This is a genomic window from Duganella sp. AC237 (assembly GCF_979254035.1).
In genome coordinates, this window is the sequence record NZ_CEEDEW010000003.1 from 4,282,761 (window position 1) to 4,303,717 (window position 20,957).

Below are 20,957 nucleotides of genomic sequence, written 5' to 3' on the forward strand. Positions count from 1 at the left end.
CAGGCAATGTCGACAGCGTATGCGCGCCCCGGGAAAACCAGAACGAATGCTTTCACCTATGGATATGCCAAAACATTCCTTCCGCTCCCATGGGGGCGCGGCTATTGTGGGGCATCGTCAACCAACTCCCCAGACCCATGTGCCAACTACTCGCTATGAACAGCAGCAAGCCTGCCGCCGTGGATTTTTCGTTCGCGGGCTTTGCCGAACGGGGCGGACGCACGGGCGAACACAAGGACGGCTGGGGCATCGCGCTGCACACCAGCACCGGCTGCCGCCTGTACACCGACTTCCTGCCGTCGATCGATTCGCCGCTGGCGGCGCAGTTCAAGCAAAACCCGATCAAGGCGAAAAACGTCGTCGCGCATATCCGCAAGGCCACGCAAGGCCGCATCTCGCTGGAAAACAGCCACCCGTTCACGCGGGAGCTGTGGGGCCAGACCTGGTCGTTCGCCCACAATGGCGATTTGAAACTGTTCAACCCCAACCCCAGCCTGTACGCGCCATGGGGCGATACCGACAGCGAGCGGGCTTTCTGCCACCTGCTATCGGGCCTGGCGCTGCGCTTCGAGCAGGCGCCGCCGCGCCACCTGCTGTATCAAACGCTGGAAACGCTGGCCGGCGAGATCGCCGATTACGGTACCTTCAACTTCATTTTGTCCAATGGCGAGCTGCTGTTCGCGCATTGCAGTACGGATTTGCATTTCGTGGTGAGGGAGTATCCGTTTTCGGTCGCCAAACTGATCGATTGCGACCTCAGCATCGATTTCAGCAAGCACAACCATCTCGACGACCGGATCGCCGTGATCGCCACCCAGCCGCTGACGTCGAACGAGACGTGGACCAGGCTGGCGCCGGGCGAGCTCAAGCTGTTCGTTGGGGGTGAGGAGGTGGGCGCTGCGCCGGCAAGGCGCGAGGCGTGGCAACTGGCCGTGTGCTATTAAAGTAAAGCCGGCCAAGGCCGGCTGTGATTTACGCTGAATTACAGTTACAAAACCGTTTACGCTTGGCCGCGTCCGGCACGCCGGCCTCGTCGAGCTGCTTCCAGAAGAACACCGTCTCGACGCCATAGGGCGAGCGGACCTTGCCCGCATCCACATAGCCGCGCCGCGCGAAAAACGCCTGGCCGGTGGCCGTGCTGTGCAGCTGCAGGGCCTTGACGCCCCAACTGCAAGCCTGCTCCTCGACGCGCGCCAGCAGGGCCGTGCCGACCCCGTGCCCCCGTGCTTCCGGCAATAGATAGCATAAAGCCAACTTCCCTGCCCCGGTCAGCAAAGCGACGCCGACCACGATGCCTTCGCTGACCGCGACCAGCGAAAAATTGGTGGGCGAACTGAACCAGTTGGCCACCATCTGCGGCGTTTTGTTGCCCAACCACGCATCCAGGATCGCCGGATCGTTTTTGTGGTCGAGCTCACAGCACTCCGAGATAGAACGGCGCAAGACGTTGCACGCCGCGTCCGCATCTGTCGAAACAGCAATGCGGACTTCAAGACTCCGAATTTCAAGACTCATGTACGCTCACAAATATTCCCGATAGCAAAATGAAGTCGCCTTCTCAGTGCCTGATTCGACTATACACCAAGCTGCCAAAGCCGTTGCGGACGCCCCGGTTTCCCCTATGACAGCCTAGTGGCTGGCCCTGCTTTTGCCCACGAATGTTTTCAAAAATCGTTATACGGTTTTTAACGAAAACTTCGCGAAATCCATACGGTCTAAGCATATTACGAAAAATTCGTATCTTTTCCGGGCGAAATTTTACACCATGGGCGTCTGTTATTACGAAAGCTCATTATGACCAACAAAAATCCTGCTCGCCGCCTCGTTGTCACCTCGTTCCTGGCCGCCTCGGCGCTCTTGATGGGCCTGCCGCTGCATGCCAGTGCCGCCGCCGAGCCTGTGCTGCTGAACGCCTCGTACGACGTTGCGCGCGAACTCTTCAAGGACATCAATCCGGTATTTGTTGCTGACTGGAAGAAGACCACCGGCGAAACCGTCAGCGTCAACCAGTCGCACGGCGGCTCGTCGAAGCAGGCCCGTTCCGTCGCCGACGGCATGGAAGCGGCCGTTGTCAGCATGAACCAGGCCAATGACATCGATATGCTGGCCGATCGCGGCCTGGTGGTGCAGGATTGGGCCAAGAAGTTCCCCAACAACGCCGCGCCGTTCTACTCGACGATGGTATACCTCGTCCGCAAGGGCAATCCGAAGCAGATCAAGGATTGGGCCGACCTGGCCAAGCCCGGCGTCAAGGTTGTCATCCCGAATCCCAAAACCGCCGGCAACGGCCGCTATACCTATCTGGCAGCGTGGGGCTCGGTAGTGAAAAAAGGCGGCACCGAAGCGCAAGCGCGCGACCTGGTCGCCAAGATATTCAAGAATGTGCCGGTGCTTGACGCGGGCGGACGCGGCGCCACCACCACCTTCACCCAGCGCGACATCGGCGATGTGCTGGTGACCTTCGAAAACGAGGTCAACATGGTGCGCGCCGAGTTCGGCGACAACTTCGAGGTGGTCTATCCTTCGATCTCCATCCTTGCCGAATCGCCGGTGGCGGTGGTCGACAAGGTGGTCGACCGTCGCGGTCTGCGCAAGCAGGCCACCGGCTACCTGAACTTCCTCTACACCGAGGCGGCGCAGGACATCATCGCCAAGCACTATTTCCGTCCCCGCTCGGAAAAGGCTTTCAAGAAATACAGCGCCAACTTCCGTCAAATCACCATGTTCACGGTGGATGACGTCTTCGGCGGCTGGAAAGCGGCCCAGAAAAAGCACTTTGACGACGGCGGCGAATTCGACAAGATCTACCAGAACAAATAAGGTTATACGGATCGATTCGTTTGCAAAGGCCGTGAATGCCCTTAATCTGGACGTGTAGTAACTAACCAGACAAAGGATGCACGATGGCCATTTCTGAAATTAACGTACGTAACCAGTTCCGTGGCAAGATCAAGGAAATCATCTTCGGGCCTGTGGTCTCGGAAGTCGATGTGGAAACCCAGCACGGCATCGTCACCTCGGTGATCACGTCGCGCTCCATCCACGATCTGGACCTGAAAGTGGGCAGCGAAGTGATCGCCCTGGTCAAATCCACCGAGGTCTCGATCGCCAAGATCAGTAGCTGAGCCGTCCAACCGCCGCAGCACCCGCAACACCGGCCGCCGCCGGACACCGATAAAGCCCCGAGCGCTCCCCCCGCCTCGGGGCTTTATTTCTGCCTGATACAAAATAATAGAATCCGTAGGTTACATACAATAGACGAGAAACCACTTTAATGTTATCGTCTATCCTTCGTATTGCCGTATAGCTAGTCTTAGCTTTGCGCTGCGCCTTCGTCAGGCGCCCGTTTCACTCCTCACTCCCAAGAATACCTAACATGCTCAAGAAAATTGTCGCTGTATTGCTGAGTACGTTCACTGCGGCCGCGCTCGCAGTGCCGCTCGGCTCTCAGTCCGTGCTGGTCGTCGAAGACGCCACTGGCAAGGTCCTCGTCGAAAAGAATTCCAACGTTCAAGTCCCTATCGCGTCGCTGACCAAGCTGATGACCGCGATGGTGGTGCTCGACTCCAAACCGGACATGTCGGCGCCCATCAGCATCGACCAGGCCGACGTCGACATGCTGAAGCACAGCACCTCGCGCGTGCCGGTCGGCGCGGAAATTCCGCGCGGCGATGTGCTGCAGTTGGCACTGATGTCGTCAGACAACCGTGCCGCCGCGTCGCTGGCGCGTACCTATCCGGGCGGTCCTGCCGCGTTCAAGGCGGCGGTCAACGCCAAGATCCGCGCGTTGGGGCTGACCCAGACGGTGATCGAGGAGCCGACCGGTTTGTCGCCGCATAACCGCTCGACCGCAACCGATCTGGTCAAAATGGCAAAGGCCGCTTCGGCCTATCCGGAGATCGCCCGCATCACCACCGACACCAAGGACATCATCAAGATCAAGGGTCGGCAGGTGGAGTATCACAACACCAACCGCTTGGTCGGCGCCAAGGGTTGGGATGTCGGTTTGTCGAAAACCGGCTACACCGAAGAGGCTGGTCGCTGCCTGATCATGCGCTTTAAGTCTGGTGGCAAGGACAATACTTTGGTGTTGTTGAATGCGAAAGCAAATTCGGCAAGGTTGATGGATGCGTTCAATATCCGCCGCTTTATTTCGGGTCCGATCGAGAAACCAAAAGTATTGAAGGCTGCGGCGAAAACCAAGAAGAAGGTTATCAAGGCGAGCAAGCGGAATCGTCGGGCAATGTGATTTTTTGCTGTTTTGGGATGCTGAAAACCGGACTTTGGGTCCGGTTTTTTTTCGTCTGGTGGATGGGGGCTGGCGGTGGCGGTGGTGGCGGCGCTTGGCGGATTACGGCGTGCCGCCTAATCCGCCCTACGTGTTTTCGTTGTTACGCGACCTCATCATGCCGGATTTTGGTGTTTTCGTGCTAATTTTTGGCATATTGGGGGCGTTGAATTCCCTGTGGCTGTGCGTTTTGATCGTTCAGTTGTCGAGGAGGTTGCGCAGGCCGCTGGCGCGTTGCGTGCGTTGGGCGATGGCGTCCAGCAGGACTTGGCCGTTGGGGGTCAGTAACGTAAAGTAGTCGCGGGCGCGGGTAATTCCCGTGTAGATCAGCTCGCGCGCGAGCATGCCGCCGCTGTCTTTCGGCAGCACCAGCACGGTGTGCTTGAACTCGGAACCCTGTGATTTATGCACCGTCATGGCGAACGCGGTTTCCACATTCCGCAGCCGCGTGGCGAGCACGCTGCGGACGTTTTCGCCCTCCGAGAAATACACGCGCAGCGCTCCGGGACGCGCCGGGTCAGGCAAAGTCAGGCCGATGTCGCCGTTGAAAACGCCGGTGCCGTAGTCGTTGCGGGTGACCATGACCGGTCGCCCGACGTACCATTCGCCGGTCCTTTTCAGCAGGCCGGCCGACTGCAACTTCTTCTCGATTGCATCATTCAAACCGGTCACGCCCCATTCGCCTTCTCGGACCGCGCACAAGATGCGGAAGGTTTCGAAGCTGTTCAGCACAGATTTGACCCAGGCAAGTCGTACGATCTCCTCGCCTTCCGGAGCGCCTGCCGCGATCATTTTGAGGTAATCCTGATAACCGCCGGCGGCGCCGTTGCGGCCTGCCAAAGCGAGTTGCAACAGGTCCGCCGCTTGCGCCGGATCGATCCAGGCCACCTTTTCTTCCTCGCTCTCGCGCAGGACATTGACCGCGGCGGCAGCGTCGCCGGCATTGACCGCGAGCGCCAACGCGCCGATCGGACCGCCAAAACGACGGCTTTCGCGCAGCATGACCGTTTGCTGGGCGATCGGGCCGCCGTCGCCGGCGAAGCTGGCAGGCATTTGCTGGCCCGTGCTTTCGAGTACATATGTCAACGTTTTCGCGCCGTAGTCGCCGGCTTCGGCGTTGTGGCACAGGTCGCCCAGCACCGCGCCGGCTTCCACAGACGCAAGCTGATCCTTGTCACCCAGCAGTATCAAGGTGGCGCTTGGCGGCAGCGCGGCCAGCAGCGCCGACATCATCTCCAGGTGAATCATTGACGCTTCATCAACAATCAGCACGTCGACATCCAGCTGGTTGCCGGCGTGGTGCTGGAACGCGCGCGTGTCCGGGCGCGCGCCCAGCAAGCTGTGCAAGGTCCGGGCCGCGCCCAGTTCACGCTCCGGCATCACTTCGCGAACCCGCTGGTCCAGGCCAGCAAGCGCGACGTCGATCGATTGCTTCAGCCGGGCCGCCGCCTTGCCGGTCGGCGCCGCCAGGGCGACGCGCAGATCGGAATGCCGGCCGCCGCTGGTGGCGAACAACAGTGCCAACAAGCGTGCCACCGTGTAGGTTTTGCCGGTGCCGGGGCCGCCCGTAATGATGCCGAGCTTGCCACGCATGGCCACGGCGCACGCCACTTTTTGCCAGTCGACACCACCGCCGCGCGCCGCGTGGGGGAACAGGATATCGAGCCAGCGGCGCACGCCGGCCACTTCGTCGTCGGCGTCGATGGCGATGACGCCGCCAAGCGCGCGGCTGCGCACCGCTTGGGCGACCAGCGTTTCGTCGCGCCAATAGCGGCGCAGATACAGCCGCTCGCCGTCCAGCACCAGCGGCTGCTGGAAATCGAGATCGCCAACCGGCCAAACCTGGTCGCAACCAGCCAGCAGGGCCCGCCAAGCGGCGGCGTTTTTCGGCCAGGCGCCCACCGTGTCGCGCAGTTCGCGCCACTCGTCGCCGGTCCAGCCCAGTAATGCGGCGGGGTCGGCCGACAATTCATCCAGCAGCAGACAGCTGTGGCCGCGCCCTTCCAGTTCCGACAACAGTACGCAAGCGGCCATCAACTGCGGCGAACTGCTGCCGACGGAGGCGATAAAGCGCGCAAAAGCGCCGCTTAGCCGGCGTAGATGGCCGCTTTCCGTCAACGCGTCGATCTGTGCGAACAATGGCGCGGACGCTTCGGAGGCCTGCCGGGTTTCAATAGTCATCGTGTGCCTCGCCATGCGCCGCGGATGTGTAGCCGAGCAGTTCATCCAATCCGTTCAATAGCGCCGGGTCCGGCGCCATCCAGTAACAACCCCGCGTTTGCGTATTCGCGATGCCGCGCAGGAACAGGAACACGGCGCCGCCCAAGTGCTCGGTTGGATCGTAGCGCCGGCCAAGGCGGCTTTGCAGCAGCCGGTGCAGCGCCAACATATAGATGGCGCCCTGGATATCGTAGCGATGCTCGGCGATCGCGGCGATCAGCGCCGGCTCGTGATAGGCGGCGTCGCCCGCGCCCAGCGCGTTCGACTTGTAATCGAGCACCCAGAATTTTCCCTCATGCTCGAACACCAGGTCGGCGAAGCCTTTGAGCATGCCGTGCAGCTGGCGCTCCGGCAGCGATGGCCGCGCCGCGCCGTCCAGCAAATGCGCAACGCACAACTGGTCCAACGCGCCGGTATCGAGCCGCTCGCTGGGGAACCAGAATTCCATTTCCGGCAGCGGCGCCTCGATGCGGCTGAGCGGCGCGTTCACATATGGCAGCTCGGTGGTGGCGATCTCGCGCAGCCACGCCAGCGTGTCGGCCAGCCGGTTGCCCCAGCCCGCACGCTCGACACGCCGGGTCAGGCGCGCCTCGAAGTTCTCCTGCTCGACAATGGCGAAGCCCTCCTCGCCCATCCACTCCAGCTGCTCGTGCAGGAAGTTACCGGGCACCGAACCGCGCGGGAAGCGATGCCATGGCGCGTCCTCTACCCGCACCGGCAGCACGATGCCCGGCAGGTCGCCGTCTTCGAGCAAGGTGGCCTGCGATCCGTCGCGCGGCACCGGCGCCGCGCCGATGTTATCGGAGGCGCCGATCATGCCGGTCGGCCCGGTACGCCGCGCCAGCGAACTGAAACTGCCAACCGACCAATCGCGCTCGAAACGGCCGGTGTAATGCAGCGGCTCCAGCAACGGCGGGCGGTGTTCGATTCGGCTCAAGCGCGTCGGCGGCTGCGGCGTCATGTCCAGGGTGACGATGCTGATCGCCACGCAATCCTTGCACGTATGCTCCCAACGCTCCATCACCAGGTCGGACGGCAGCGCTTCGCCGCCGGTGAGCAGGTAGCCGAGCGCCGATTCGTGCAAGGTGTTGTCGCCGGCCTTGCGGCTGGCCAGCGCCGTCACACCCAGCCACAGGAAGTGGCGCGCCCGCGTCAGCGCCACGTACAGCAGGCGCAAGTCCTCTTGCAGACGCGCGCGCTCGACCAGTTCCATCGCCGTTTCGGTCAGCGCCATGTCGATCCGGCGCACGCCGTCGTCGTCGCTGAATTCGAAGAAGCTGCGGTTGCGTCGTTCCACCTTGCGCGCGGTAACAGCGAACGGCAGATACACCAGCGGATACTCCAGGCCTTTCGATTTGTGGACCGTGACGACCTTCACCAGTTCGGCGTCGCTTTCCAGACGCAGCACGCGCTCGTCGCCGGCGCCCTCGCCGCCTTCGATCTGCTCGGCGAGCCAGCGTATCAGCGCCTGTTCGCCATCCAGTTGGCGGCTGGCCGATTGCAGCAGCTCGGCCAGATGCAGCAGATTGGTCAAACGCCGCTCGCCGCCCGGCTGCCGCAGCAAGGCCGCCGGCAATTGCAGCTCGTGGATGAAGCGGCGCAGCATCGCCAGCACGCCCTGGCGCTGCCAGATGATGTGCAGCGCCTTCAACTGCTCGACGCGCTCTTCCCATGCCAGTTCGTCCGATGTCATCAGCGCCAGTTGCGCCAGTTCCAGTCCGGCCGTGCGGGTGGCGTAAGCGGCCCGCGCCAGTGCGCCATCGAGCGGATTGGCGACCGCCGACAGCCAGCGCAGTACGTCGGCCGCTTCCTCGCTGTCGGTGACCGAATCCTTGTCGGACAGGTAGACGCTGGCGATCTGACGCCGCTGCAGCGCGCGGCGGATCGCCGCCGCTTCCTTGCGGTCGCGCACCAGCACCGCGATATCGGCCGGCTTCAAACGCTCGAATCCATCCGGGCCGTCGAAGCCTGCCCGTTCGTCGTTCAGCTTCGCGACGATGTCCTCGGCGCAGTGATGGGCGAAGAACTCGCGGTAGCTGTCGGCTTTCAGATCCTGCGCGGCGCTGCACGCGACCACCAGCGCCGGCACGTCGCCGTCGGCGTCGACCATGCGTTCCTTGCGACCTTTCGCGCCGACCGCCTCGAACGGCAGCGGATTGACGCGCGTGCCTGGATCGCGGAAGCGGAACGCGCCGCGTCCGAAACCGCCCTGCGCCGCCTCGCCCTCGGCGATCATGAACAGATGGTTGACCGCTTCGACCACCGGCTTGGTGGAACGGTAGTTGGTGCCCAGCTGATAATGGCGCCCGGTGGTGGCCCTGCGCGCCGACAGATAGCTGTGGATGTCGGCGCCACGGAAACCGTAGATCGACTGCTTCGGGTCGCCGATCAGGAACAGCCCCGTCTCCGCATCGTTGTCCGCCACGCGGTACAGCAGGTTGAAGATCTGGTACTGGTTCGGCGCCGTGTCCTGGAACTCGTCGACCATCGCCACCGGATACTGCTCGGTGATGCGCTTGCGCAGCGCTTCGGCATTCTCGCCCTGGAGCGCCGCGTTCAGGCGGTCAAGCATGTCGGCGAAACCGAACTGGCGGTTGCGCTTTTTCAGTTCGTCCATGCGCTTGGCGACCGACGCAGCGGCGTGGCGGTACAGCGCGTGCGCCATCGGCTCCAGCTGGTCGAGCGCCTGCTTAAGCACCTCGGTGGCGTCGAAGTCTTCCGGGATGGCCGCGCTGAAGCACTTGGAGAAGGCGTCCTCGATGCCCCAGGGCGTGAGCCGCTTCCAGGCCGTGTCGGTAATCTCGGGCAGCACCGCGCCGGGGTCAAGCGCCCAGGCGCGCAGGCCGTTGAACCAGCCGGCCAGCGAATCGGGCCGCATCTTGTTACCGTTGAAGCACTTGGGCGACATCTCGCGGTGCTGGGCGATCCACTGTTCCATGCGGTTGGCGCGTTCGTGCCAGCCGGCCTTCAAACCGGCCAGCTGCGCCAGTTGCTTGCGCTGGACCGCGCCGATCAGAGCCCCCAGCGACTGCGTCGCATCGACGTCGCCGATGATATCGGCGCGCTTGACCAGTTCGCGGATCGACTTCTTCATCACGCCGACGTCGCTCCAGCAGGACAGCAGCGCCTCCAGCGACACGGCGTTGAGCGGATAGACCTGCTGGCGCCAGTAGTCGTGGGCGGCGTCCTCGAACAGCGCCTGCTCGTCGCTGACCAGTTCCTCGTCGAACAGGCTGCCGCTGTCGAAGGCGTGCTCGCGCAGCATGCGCTGGCACCAGGCGTCGATGGTGAAGATGGCCGCTTCGTCCATCGTCTCCGCCGCCAGCATCAGGCGGTGCGCGGCCTGCTGGCGCTCGGCGTGGCTCGGGTACGACTCCAGTATCGCGTCCAGATAATCGTCACGCGCGTCGTCGTCGCCCATGTCCTCGAAGCGGCGCACGTAAGCCGCGGCCTCCACCAGCCGCTCGCGCACCCGGTTCGACAATTCGCGCGTGGCGGCGCGGGTGAAGGTCATCACCAGGATATCGGCCGGCAGCAGCGGCCGGCGATAGCCGTTCTCGCCGCCATGCCCGAGCACCAGCCGCACATACAGCGCGGCGATGGTCCAGGTCTTGCCGGTGCCGGCGCTGGCCTCGATCAGGCGCGAACCGTGCAGCGGGAACGTCAGCGGCGCGAGTTGATTGGCGACGTTGTTCATGCCGGGCTCCCCGCTTCGATGGCTTCGATCGTGATGTGATGTTCCAGCCAGTTCGCCAATGGTCCGTACAAGGCCTCGGAGACATCGGCGAAGTCCGGCTGCGCGCTCAGCGCCGCGAAGTCGGGCCACAGGCGGGCCAGGCACAGCTCCTCGTTTTCGCCGGAGATTTCGAAGCCGCCGTCGTAGACCGCGCGTGGGTCGCCGCCCTGCGCCAGCGCCAGCGCGGTTTTGCATGCGGTCGGTAAAGGACGGTTCATGCCGTCGCGCCACAGGCATACCAGCTCGCGCAGCGCTTCCAGCGCCTCGTCGCGCGGCAGCGCCTTCATCGTCACGATGGCGTCGCGCGCCACCAAATACCCGGTGACCGGCATGCCGGCAGCGGCGGCGGCCAACTGCCGCAGCCACATGGCGATCAATTTATCGCCGCGAGGCTTGCCCTGCTTGTCCGTCACCTTGGACGACATCTGCGTCAGCCACACCGTCTCCAGGCCGTTGCTGCGCAGCTGGTCGATCCAGTCGTCCATGCGCACGCCGGCCAGCACCAGGTTCAATGCCAACTTGGGTGCGGGTTGCGGATAATGCTCGCGCAAGGTGAGCCACGCGCAGCGCACCGGCACCAGCGCCTCGACCAGCTGGCGTTGATACTGCTGTCCGATCAAACCGATCGGCAGCACGCCTTCGCGCGCCAGCCGTTCCGCGCGTTCGGTCAGCTTGTCGTAGACTTCCTCGATCTGCTCCGCGTCGGCGCCGTCGTCGAGCATCGTGTCTTCGAGCAGGTAGCGTTCCAGCGCGTTCAGCGAGAACGGTTCCTCGTCCTCGCCCACCAGCGCCGATTCGCCGAACATCACGCCCAGCCGCTGGCGGAAGAAGAAGCGCACCGGCTGGCGCACGAAATTATTCAGGCTAATGAGTTTCAGGCTGAATTTGTCGTCGATGTCGAACGGCGGCAGCTCGGACGATGCCGCAGCCGCTCCCTCATCGCCATCTTCCCCCGCCTTGTGCGCCTCGCGCCATTCCCGCGCATAGGTCAGCAAACCGCCGGCCTCGAAATAGCGACGGCTGAACGGCTGCAACGCATGCTCGGTGGTGCGCGCGTGCAGATCGAGTTGCCAGCCGTTGACCAGGTAATCGCGCAACTGCGACACCAGCACCGACGCCGGCTGCTCGCTGTTGTCGCGCACATTGCGGCCCACCCAGCTGATATACAGCTTGTCGCGCGCCGCCAGCAGCGCCTCCAGCATCAGGTAACGGTCGTCGTCGCGGCGCGAGCGGTCGCCGGGACGCGCCATGCCCGGCTGCGCCAGCAGATCGAAATCGGCCTTCGGCGCGCGGCGCGGGAAGTCGCCGTCGTTCATGCCGAGCAGGCACACCACGCGGAACGGCACGGCGCGCATCGGCATCAAAGTGCAGAAGGTCACCCCACCGGAGACGAATTGGTGGTTCAAGGTCGGCTCGTCCATCAATCCCAGCCACGCCTCGCGCAGCACCGCCAGCGGTACCGCTTCGTCGAACTGCGCGCCTTCGCAGGTTTCCAGCCAGTTGTTGAGGGCATCGTCCAGCTGCGCCAAGGTCAGTCGGTCGCCCTCCTCGCCGGCATCGAAGAACGCCGCCAGCAAGGCGCGCGCCTGCACGCCCCAATCGGCCGGCGAGCGCGCCTGCGCCAGCACCGCGCGCCAGTGCAGCAGCGCCTCGACCAGTTGCGCCAGCGAGCCGGCCAGCGCGGCATCGAGGCCGCCGACTTCCGAAAACGGTTCGATGCCCGCGAAGCTGGCGCCGACACCGCCACCGCCGCCACTGGCATAGCCGAGCAGCATGCGGCGCACGCCGAATATCCAGGCGTTCTGCTCACCCGCCGGGCCGAGTCCCAGGCCGCTGCGGTGCTCCTGGTCCAGGCCCCAGCGCACGCCGGCGCCTTCGATCCACAGTCCGAGGGTCGGCAAGTCCTCCTCGCCAAGGCCGAAGCGTGAGGCCAGCGCCGGCACGTCCAGCAGATCGCGGATCTCGCTCTGGCGGCAGCGCTGCTGCGGCAATCGCAACAGCCACTCCAGCGCCACCAGCAGCGGATTGACGCTGCGGTCGTTGACGTCGCCGATCTCGAAAGGAATGTAGCGCGCATCGCTGCGCCGGTGCTGCGCGAAGACCGCGTGGATGGCGGCCGAGAAGGTGTCGATGTCCGGTACCATCACCACCACGTCGCGCGGACGCAACGGCTGCCCGCCGTTCTCCGCACCGGCGAACATCTTCAGCAGCTGATCGTGCAGCACCTCCACCTCGCGCTGCACGCTGTGGGTGACGTGGAATTCGATAGAACGGTCGTCGTCCGATGGCGGCATGTGTGGATGCTCCGACAACGGCAGCAGATCGCGCACCGCCGCCTGCACCTGCGACAACAGCGTCCCGCCATCGCCCTCGCTGAACAAATCGATGCGCAGCGGCGCCACGTGGTCGTCGTCGCCCGCCTCGCTGGCGATGGCGGCGGCGCTGGCCGAAGCCTCGTCGAATTCGTCGAGCATGCGGACGAAGTCGCGTCCCTGACGCCCCCAGCTGGCCAGCAGCGGATGGCTGTGCGCATGCAGTTCCTCGAGCGGGATCTGGCCCAGGTCCTGGCCGTTGCGCAGTTGCTGGCGGCGGTGCGCGGAGCGCAGCAGGTCGCGCCCTTCGATGATGTCGCCCCAATAGAACTGGCAGGGATTGGGCACGGCCAGCACCACTTGCGCATAACGCGCCAGCGAGGCGAGCGCCTGCAGGCTTTGATACGGCAGCGCCGAGACGCCGAAAATGACGATGCGGCGCGGCAGGCGTCCGAGCGGCGCTTCGCCGGCGGCGGCCGCACGCACGAACTCCGTGTGCACCGTCGCGCGGCCCAGGTCACGTTCCTGCGGATCGACGTCGGCGATCACGGCGCGCCACAACTGGCCTTGCCAGCGCTGGTCGTCCGGCAGCGGCACGGCCTCGTTGCGGGCGTTGCGCAGCTGATCGCGGCCATGCGCCCAGTCGTCGAGCCAATCGGCGCGGTACACCTGGTACTGGTCGAACAAGTCGGCCAGCCGCTCGGCCAGTTGCAGGCGCCGCTCCGCTTCGCCGTCGGCGAGGAAGTGGCGCAATGGCGTGAACACGGGATCGGCCAGCAAGGTGGGCAGCAGGCGCATCAGGCGCCAGGTCAGCGGCCCCTTGTCGAAGGCGGAACGGACCGGCACCCGCTCGCGTCCTGAACATGCCGCGATAGGTTTCCCAGAGAAAGCGGGCCGGCAGCGCAACGCGGGTGGCGGCGCACACGCCCATTTCCTCGGCCAGCGCGATCTTCAGCCACTCGGCCACGCCATTGGACTGGACAAGGAAGATATCCGATTCCAGCGCCCCAAGCGGGTGATTGCGCAGCCACTGGAACACAGCGGCGCGCAGCTGCTCCATCTGATTGCCGTGCAAAATCAACAAACCGGGGGTGATGCTGGGTTGCATAAGACTCTTTATAGGGGACCGAGCGGGTCAAACCGCCGCTGTGAAAACCCTATTATCGCTCATCTAGCCCGGCGCGTAGGCCAGCAACTCCTGTGCGATGTGCCGGTCCAGCACCATCAGCATGGCGTGCATCTGCGCCACCAGGCGGCGCGCGTTGGCCGTATCGGGATCGGCGCGCACCCGTTCCAGCGCCAGGCACAGATTCCCGAATTGCATCGCCCCCACCGCGCGGGCAGACGATTTGATGCGGTGGCCCAGTTCCGACAGCGCCACCAGATCGTCCTGCGCCAGCGCGGCGTCGACTTCGCGCATGCCGTCGCGCGCCGATTCGACAAACAGCAACGCGTATTTACGCATCTTGTCAGGCTTGCCGCCGAATGTCTGCGCCAGCGCGGCCAAGTCGAACAACTCGCCGTCGACCGGCATTGGATGCGGCTCCGGTTCCGATTCGCGTTCAGGTTCCGGCAGCGCAAGCTGTGGCATCGTTTGCAACCTCGTTTGCACGATGCCATGCGCGCGCATTTCCACGTCCGCTTCCGTCATCGTCCGCACCGGCGGCTGTGGAGGCGCCAGCGCTCCGATCGCGCTGGACGCGGCCATTGCGGCCGACGCCGTGCCATCGGCCATCGTGAAGTACGACGGCGGCGGCGGCGACACCGGCCGCGCCACGCCGGCGGCGCCCCTGGCGCGTTGGCTCATCCACTTCGACAGCATATTAAACAGCAGCTTGGGCGCGATCGGCTTGGTCACGAATTCGTCCATGCCCGCCTCCAGGCAGCGCTCCTGGTCGCCGCGCCCGGCGTTGGCGGTCATCGCGATAATCAAGGTGGCCGACAGCTTGGGATGCGCGCGGATCAGGCGCGTGGTCTCGTAGCCGTCCATCACCGGCATCTGCACGTCCATCAGCACGCAATCGAAGCGCTCCTTGAGCAGCAGGTCGATCGCCTCCTTGCCGTTATTGGCCACGCAAACGGTGGCGCCGGCGTCCTCCAGCAGCTCCTGCCCGACCTGCTGGCTGAAGATATTGTCCTCGACCAGCAGGATGGATGCGCCGCGTATGCTGTCGAGCACCTCCGGCTGCACCGCCTCCACGCTGGGCTGCAGCAATTGCGTGCCCTTGGCCAGGCGCGCCGTGAACCAGAAGGTGCTGCCCTCGCCCGGATGGCTGTCGACACCGACGCCGCCGCCCATCAACTCGGCCAGCTGCTTGCTGATGACCAGTCCCAGCCCCGTGCCGCCGTAGCGCCGCGTGGTGGAGGTGTCGGCCTGGTGGAACGACTGGAACAGCTGCGACATCTGGTCCGGCGTCATGCCGATGCCGCGGTCGGCGACCTCGAAGCGCACCAGGATATGGCAGTCGTTGTCCTCCAGCTGGCGCGCCCGCACGAAGACCTTGCCGTTCTCGGAGAATTTGATCGCGTTGCTGGTGAAGTTGAGCAGCACCTGCTCGAGCCGCAGCGGATCGCCGCGCAACTGCCGCGACAAGCCGGGATTGACCTCGTACACCAGCTCCAATCCCTTGGCGCGCGCGCTCTCGCCGAGCTGACTGGTGATGTTGGCCAGCAGCGCGTCGAGCGTGAAGTCGAGCATCTCCAGATCCATCTTGCCCGCTTCGATCTTGGAGAAGTCCAGGATATCGTTGATGATGCCCAGCAGGTGCTGGCCGGAGTGATAAATCTTCAGCAGATAGTCGCGCTGCTTCGGATGCGTGACCGATTTTAGCGCCAGGTGGGCCATGCCGATGATGCTGTTCATCGGCGTGCGGATCTCGTGGCTCATATTGGACAGGAAATCGCTCTTGGCCTGGTTGGCGGTATCGGCCTTTTCCTTGAGTTGATGGAGCTCGGTGACGTCGGTCGACATGCCGATCACCGCCGTCACCGAGCGGCCGATCTCCACCGGCGCCCTGACGGTCCAGTGGTACTGCACCTCGCCGTCGGCGCCGACGAACTGGGTCTCGCCGGAGCGCTTGACGTTTTCCTGGAACACGGGCTGCTCCAGCGCCCACGCGGCGTCGGCGGCGGCTGCCGGCATCAACTCGCTATCGAGTTTGCCGACGATGTCCTGCACCGGCATGCCCAGGCTGTGCGCCATGCGGGCGTTGACATAGATGAAGCGGCGGTTCTGGTCCTTCATGTAGACGTGGGCGTCGACGTTGTTAAGCACCGTGTCAAGCAGCACCCGGTGCTTGACGGCGCGCCGGCGCGACGAATACAGCACCGCCAGATAGCTATATAGCAGCAAGGTCCCGGCGAACCCGGTCAACCCCGCCAGCCAGGGGAAGTAGACATCAAAGCCGGTCAGCAGCTGCGATTTCTTCACCTGGAAGTGGGCCTTCCACAAGCTGCCATTGAAATCGATCGGCAGCACCGACTCCAGATAGTCGCCGCGTTCGGCCGCCGACAACGGCGTCACCGTGGTCGCGCCGGTATCGGTGAACAGCAGGCGGTCCTGTTTTTCGATCACCAGGCGGCGCTGCTCGACGTCGGTGCTGCCGTCGGCGTACAAGGTCAAATGCACCTGGCGCACCGTCATCTCGTCGATGGCGCCCTGCACCAGCTTGGCCACGCTGAAGCCCAGCCCCACCGATCCCAGGTAGGCGGCGCGGCGCTCGGTGACGTCGGCCAGCGGCATATTGCGCCGGTACACCGGCAAGCGCATGCCCAGCGCGATCTGCCGCTGCGGCTGTTCGATCACGAAGGGCTGGCCCGAGGCGCTGACTTGGCCGCTGTCGCGCGCCGCCGCGTTCAATCGTTCGACCACCCCATTGGTCGCCAGATCGAGGCCCATTTTCTCGTCAAGCAAGTTGTTCGGTTCGACGTAGGTCAGCGGCGCGTAGGACGGGCGGCGCCCGGCCGGCCAGATGTCGAAGCGGGGATAGCCCTGCGGCGACAGGCTGCGGTCGGCGCGCACCGCCGCGACAAAGGCGTCGCGCTCGGCGTCGGTGACCACCGGCGCCCAGCTGAGCATCGCGATGGCCGGAAACTGGCGCGGCAAATCGAGTCCCGACACGTATTGGTGGAACTGCTGGCGGCTCAGGTTGTCGCTGGTCTGGAACAGCGCGACCAGGCCCCGCGTCAGGTCGGAATACGCCTTGATGCGCGCCGAGATCGCGTACTGCGTGCTGCGGGCCAGGTTCTCGAAACGCTGGCCGGCGTCGGCCTCGACAATCCGCGTGGCGACGCCGTACAAGGTCGCGCCCATCGCCATCGCCAGGGTCCAGCCCGCCGCCCAGAACAGCGCGCGCGACCAGACGGCTGTCTTTCTGCTGTTAGCCGATTTAAGCATGCGCCATCACTCAATTCTTTCGGGATAGACAACAAATCATAAAAACTTTTGCATCACAGCAGCATACTATTAATGCCGTCGAGTAACCAGCGAAAGAATTTGATAGATTTGGTGAGAATTTTAACGGAACCTTACGCCATAACGGGCGCTCTAATTGATGAGTCTGTAAGAATACATATCAGAGGAGCACGCCATGCCCGCCACATCTGTTGTATCCGTCACTGTCCTGGCGGTCTTCTGCTGCGCCTGCGGGGCCATGCCAGGAGACAGCAAGGCCTCGACGTCGGACCATCGCGAATTCGAGGCCGTGCTACAAACACCCTTTCATGCGGACAACAACGGCATCCGGACCATTACACTGCATTTCCACTACCCGGATAGTGAGCGAACGCAACAAGTGCGTTGGCGCCTGGAATTATTGCGTGACGATGGACACGTACTCAAGCATTGGAACGGACGGCAAACGCTCGCCGCCGCCCCGGTGCAGGTGGCGATCCGCTGGAGCACGGCCGCGCGCGCCGGGCGGGCCGCCAGTGTCCCGCCCGGCATCTACCACCTGCGCTTGCGCGCCGGCATTGAAATGAGTATCGGCAACACACTCGATAACGATATTGATATAGAACAAACTTGGGACGTGGCCGTGGGTCTGCCCGCCCCGACGCCATCGATCGCCCGTCTACCGGCATTTTCCACCGCGCCGGCGCCGGCCGGCCCCCGCGCGACGCGCTACACGACCTACCTCGGCAACCTGCACAGCCAGACCAACCACAGCGACGGCGGCGGCGCGCTCGACCACTGCACCGGCTCGCAAGCGCCGCAGAGCGCGGCGCTCGGGCCCAACGAGGCCTTCGGTTACGCGCAGCGGCACGGCCTGGATTTCCTGATGACGTCCGAGCACAACCACATGTTCGACGGCTCCGACGGCACCAACGCCGGCGCCGACCCGACGGCCGTCAAGGCGCTCTACCAAAGCGGCCTGCGCGCGGCCAGCACCTGGAACCTGGCCCATCCCGGATTCCTGGCCATTTATGGACAGGAATGGGGTGTGATCAACAACGGCGGCCATTTGAACATCCTCAACAGCGCCGAGCTGCTCGGATGGGAGCGCAACGCCGCCGGCGCGTTGCTGGCCGACACCGGCACACCCCGGAGCGATTACGCCAGCCTGTACGCGCAGATGCGCCAGCGCGGCTGGCTCGGCCAGTTCAACCACCCCAGGGCCGACCAGTTCGCCATCGGCGGCAAACCGCTGGCCTGGACTCCGGACGGCGACGCCGCCATGGTGTTATGCGAGGTGATGAACAGCAACGCCTTCTCCCGCCGCGACGACGAATCCGAGCCGCAGCACAGCACCTACGAAGCCGGTTGCAACAAGCTGCTCGAAGCCGGCTATCACGTCGCCTTCAGCAGCAACCAGGACAACCATTGCGCCAACTGGGGCGCGTCGTCGCCGAATCGCACGGGCGTGCTGATCGAACGTGGCCACCCGCTCACGGCCGGCGCCTTCCTGGCCGCCCTCCAGGCCCGCCGCGTCTACGCGACGATGGACAAGCATGCCGAACTGATTTTAACGGCCAACGGGCGCATGATGGGTGAGCGCTTCGACAACATCGGCAAGCTGACCCTGCAGGTACGCTACACCGGCAAGCGAGGCCAGCGCCCGGCCGCCATCAAGCTGTTTGCCGGCGTGCCGGGAAGAAACGGCGAGGTGACGGTTCTCAGCCGTAAGGCAAGGGCCGTGTTCACCCCCAAGGCCGGCGCGCATTTTTACTATGCGCGCGTGACGCAGAACGATGGAAAAATGCTGTGGAGCGCACCGGTCTGGATCAACCAGCGCCGGCGCTAACGCGCACCTGTTGTACCGTACAAACACCGCCAAAACATTCAGGCTAACCGTGCGCGCGGGAGCATATCTTTCCTGTACTCTACGAGCCGAGTGAAAACGTTGCCAACTACCTTATCAGATAGATACAATAACCGAAACCGCCATGTTGCGGCATTGCACAATATTGCTTGACTCCCAGATACACAGGAGTATCTTTTACCTTCCAGACTCCATCCCCGGACCGTAACCCGACAACCACACAGCCCGCCGTGCAGATCCCGAAAGTTCTTCTCGTCAATGACGATCCGGCAAGCTTGTACGCGCTGGAAAGCTTGCTCACAAATGCGGTCGAACAGCAGATATACGAGCTGATCACCGCAGCGTCGGGCAAGGAAGCGCTGCGCCACGTGCTGCTGCACGAATTCGCCGTGATTTTGCTCGACGTCAGCATGCCGGGCATGGACGGTTTCGAGACGGCCGAGGCGATCCACTCGCATCCCCGCTCGGCCGGCGTGCCGATCATCTTCATCACCGCCCACTACGCCGACGAAATGAACCGGTTGCGTGCCTATCAGGCCGGCGCCGCCGACTATCTGTTTACGCCGGTGATCCCGCAGATCCTGCAGGCCAAGGTCGCGGTGTTCGTCGATATGGCGGTGAAAAACATGGAGTTGCAAAGCAAGACGGAGGAGCTGGTGCGCCTGAACCAGGATTTGCGCGTGCAGCGCATGCAGGATCTGCAGCGCATCAACGGCGAGCTGGAACTGGAGATCAAAGAGCGCAAGGTGGCCGAGCAGCGCGCGCACGACCTGTCCACGCGCGACGTGCTGACCAACCTGGTCAACCGCCGCGCGCTGATCCAGCACCTGGAACACGCCGTCGCCGTCTCCGACCGCAACGGCATCGGCTTCGCGTTGCTGTTCCTGGACCTCGACAAATTCAAGCAAATCAACGACAACTACGGCCATGAAGCCGGCGACGAGCTGCTTCGCCAGGTGTCGGCGCGCTTGTCGGCGGCGGTGCGCGTGGCCGACATCGTCGCACGCCTGGGCGGCGACGAATTCGTCGTGCTGATCGAAGGCCGCGCCGCCTCGGCCAACGCCGCCCGCGTGGCGCGCAAGATCGAAATGGCCTGCGCCCTGCCCTTCGAGATCGGCGGCCAACGCCTGAAAACGGCGTCCAGCATCGGCATCGCGCTGTACCCGCAGGACGGCGCCAACGCCCAGCTGCTGATGAAGCACGCCGACACCGCGATGTACCACGCCAAGCAGAACCCGGCGGCGTCGGTGCAGTTCTTCCACGAAGGCCTGAATGTACGCGAGCGCGAACGCACGCAATGGACGCTGGAGCTGCGCCAGGCGATGAGCGGCGGCGAGCTGGAACTGCGCTATCAGCCGCAGATCGAAATCCGCAGCGGCCGCACCGTCGCCGCCGAGGCGCGGTTGTACTGGCACCATCCCGAACGGGGCGAGCTGGAGGCGTCGCAGTTCCTGCCGCACGTGCAGGACCGCGTGCTGCTGGACCGGGTCGATGTCTGGGTCATCGCCCAGGCGTGTTCGCAATCGGCGCTGTGGCAGCGGGCGGTGCCGGGCGACGATGGCCAGCCCGCCGCGCCGCTGTGCATCTGGATCAACCTGGCCACGCCGCAGCTGCACGGCGAACTGCTGCAGGTGCTGCTGCCGGCGATGCGCATGCACGGCCTGGCGCCTGGCAGCATCGGCATCGAACTCAATGAAAAACTGCTCCAGGGCGCCGCCGGCCCGCTCGAACAGGTGCTGGCGCAACTGCAGGCGGCCGGCGTGCGCGGCGCGCTGGACGATTTCGGCAGCGCGCGCTCGTCGCTGGCCGCCTGCAAGCGCTGGCAGCTCGAGGTGCTGAAGATCGACCCGGTGTTCATCCACGCCATCGGCAACGACCAGGGCGGCACCGACATCGTCGCCGCCGTGATCCACCTCGCGCGCGCCCTGTCGATGCGCGTCGTGGCGCTGGGCGTGGACCAGCGCCAGCAACTTGAGGTACTGCGCAAGCTGCGCTGCGACAGCTGCCAGGGCGAGCTCTTTGCGCCGCCGCAGGCGGCCGGCGACGTGCTGCGGCACGTCGCGCCGGGCGCGCCCTTCCCCGTTTCAACCCTCTCAACCCTATCCACCACCAATTCCCTCCTGAACAACGAGGATTAAGCC

The 20,957-nt window shown here is 64.2% G+C and carries 10 protein-coding genes and 1 pseudogene; 6 read left to right on the forward strand and 5 right to left on the reverse strand.

Annotated elements, in window-relative coordinates:
• Positions 1 to 137: 137 nt before the first annotated feature.
• Positions 138 to 944, forward strand: coding sequence for a class II glutamine amidotransferase (locus tag AC0IYS_RS19005; RefSeq protein WP_471706638.1), 807 nt, complete (start codon positions 138 to 140; stop codon positions 942 to 944).
• A gap of 28 nt (positions 945 to 972) precedes the next feature.
• On the opposite strand, the gene AC0IYS_RS19010 is transcribed toward AC0IYS_RS19005, so the two are convergent.
• On the reverse strand, positions 973 to 1,515 hold the full coding sequence (locus AC0IYS_RS19010) for a GNAT family N-acetyltransferase (protein WP_471706639.1): 543 nt from the start codon (positions 1,513 to 1,515) through the stop codon (positions 973 to 975).
• Positions 1,516 to 1,794: 279 nt separating this feature from the next.
• Between AC0IYS_RS19010 and AC0IYS_RS19015 the strand changes: the two genes are divergently transcribed.
• From AC0IYS_RS19015 to AC0IYS_RS19025, 3 genes are all read left to right on the forward strand, one after another.
• Positions 1,795 to 2,820 carry a sulfate ABC transporter substrate-binding protein gene (locus tag AC0IYS_RS19015; RefSeq protein ID WP_471706640.1) on the forward strand — a complete coding sequence of 342 codons (1,026 nt, stop codon included), beginning with the start codon at positions 1,795 to 1,797 and terminating at the stop codon, positions 2,818 to 2,820.
• A gap of 83 nt (positions 2,821 to 2,903) precedes the next feature.
• Positions 2,904 to 3,125: a TOBE domain-containing protein gene (locus AC0IYS_RS19020; RefSeq protein ID WP_019919846.1), complete on the forward strand. Its 222-nt coding sequence runs from the start codon at positions 2,904 to 2,906 to the stop codon at positions 3,123 to 3,125.
• A gap of 251 nt (positions 3,126 to 3,376) precedes the next feature.
• The gene (locus tag AC0IYS_RS19025; protein WP_471706641.1) at positions 3,377 to 4,249 is read left to right on the forward strand and encodes a serine hydrolase; all 873 of its coding nucleotides are present in this window, start codon (positions 3,377 to 3,379) and stop codon (positions 4,247 to 4,249) included.
• A 237-nt stretch (positions 4,250 to 4,486) separates the two neighbouring features.
• On the opposite strand, the gene recD is transcribed toward AC0IYS_RS19025, so the two are convergent.
• From recD to AC0IYS_RS19045, 4 genes and pseudogenes are all read right to left on the reverse strand, one after another.
• On the reverse strand, positions 4,487 to 6,469 hold the full coding sequence (gene recD / locus AC0IYS_RS19030; RefSeq protein WP_471706642.1) for an exodeoxyribonuclease V subunit alpha: 1,983 nt from the start codon (positions 6,467 to 6,469) through the stop codon (positions 4,487 to 4,489).
• Positions 6,459 to 10,205, reverse strand: coding sequence for an exodeoxyribonuclease V subunit beta (recB, locus tag AC0IYS_RS19035; RefSeq protein WP_471706643.1), 3,747 nt, complete (start codon positions 10,203 to 10,205; stop codon positions 6,459 to 6,461). The genes recD and recB overlap by 11 nt, the downstream gene beginning before the upstream one ends.
• Positions 10,202 to 13,664: pseudogene (gene recC, locus AC0IYS_RS19040) on the reverse strand (exodeoxyribonuclease V subunit gamma). Before recC ends, recB begins: the two are co-directional and overlap by 4 nt.
• 63 nt (positions 13,665 to 13,727) lie before the next feature.
• Entirely contained in the window at positions 13,728 to 16,952 is a 3,225-nt protein-coding gene (locus tag AC0IYS_RS19045; RefSeq protein ID WP_471706644.1) for a CHASE domain-containing protein, read from the reverse strand.
• Positions 16,953 to 17,370: 418 nt separating this feature from the next.
• Between AC0IYS_RS19045 and AC0IYS_RS19050 the strand changes: the two genes are divergently transcribed.
• Together AC0IYS_RS19050 and AC0IYS_RS19055 are read left to right on the forward strand one after the other, a co-directional pair.
• Complete coding sequence (locus AC0IYS_RS19050) at positions 17,371 to 18,798, forward strand: CehA/McbA family metallohydrolase (protein ID WP_471706646.1); 1,428 nt, start codon at positions 17,371 to 17,373, stop codon at positions 18,796 to 18,798.
• Positions 18,799 to 19,046: 248 nt separating this feature from the next.
• Positions 19,047 to 20,954, forward strand: coding sequence for a putative bifunctional diguanylate cyclase/phosphodiesterase (locus tag AC0IYS_RS19055; RefSeq protein ID WP_471706647.1), 1,908 nt, complete (start codon positions 19,047 to 19,049; stop codon positions 20,952 to 20,954).
• The last annotated feature ends 3 nt before the right edge of the window (positions 20,955 to 20,957 follow it).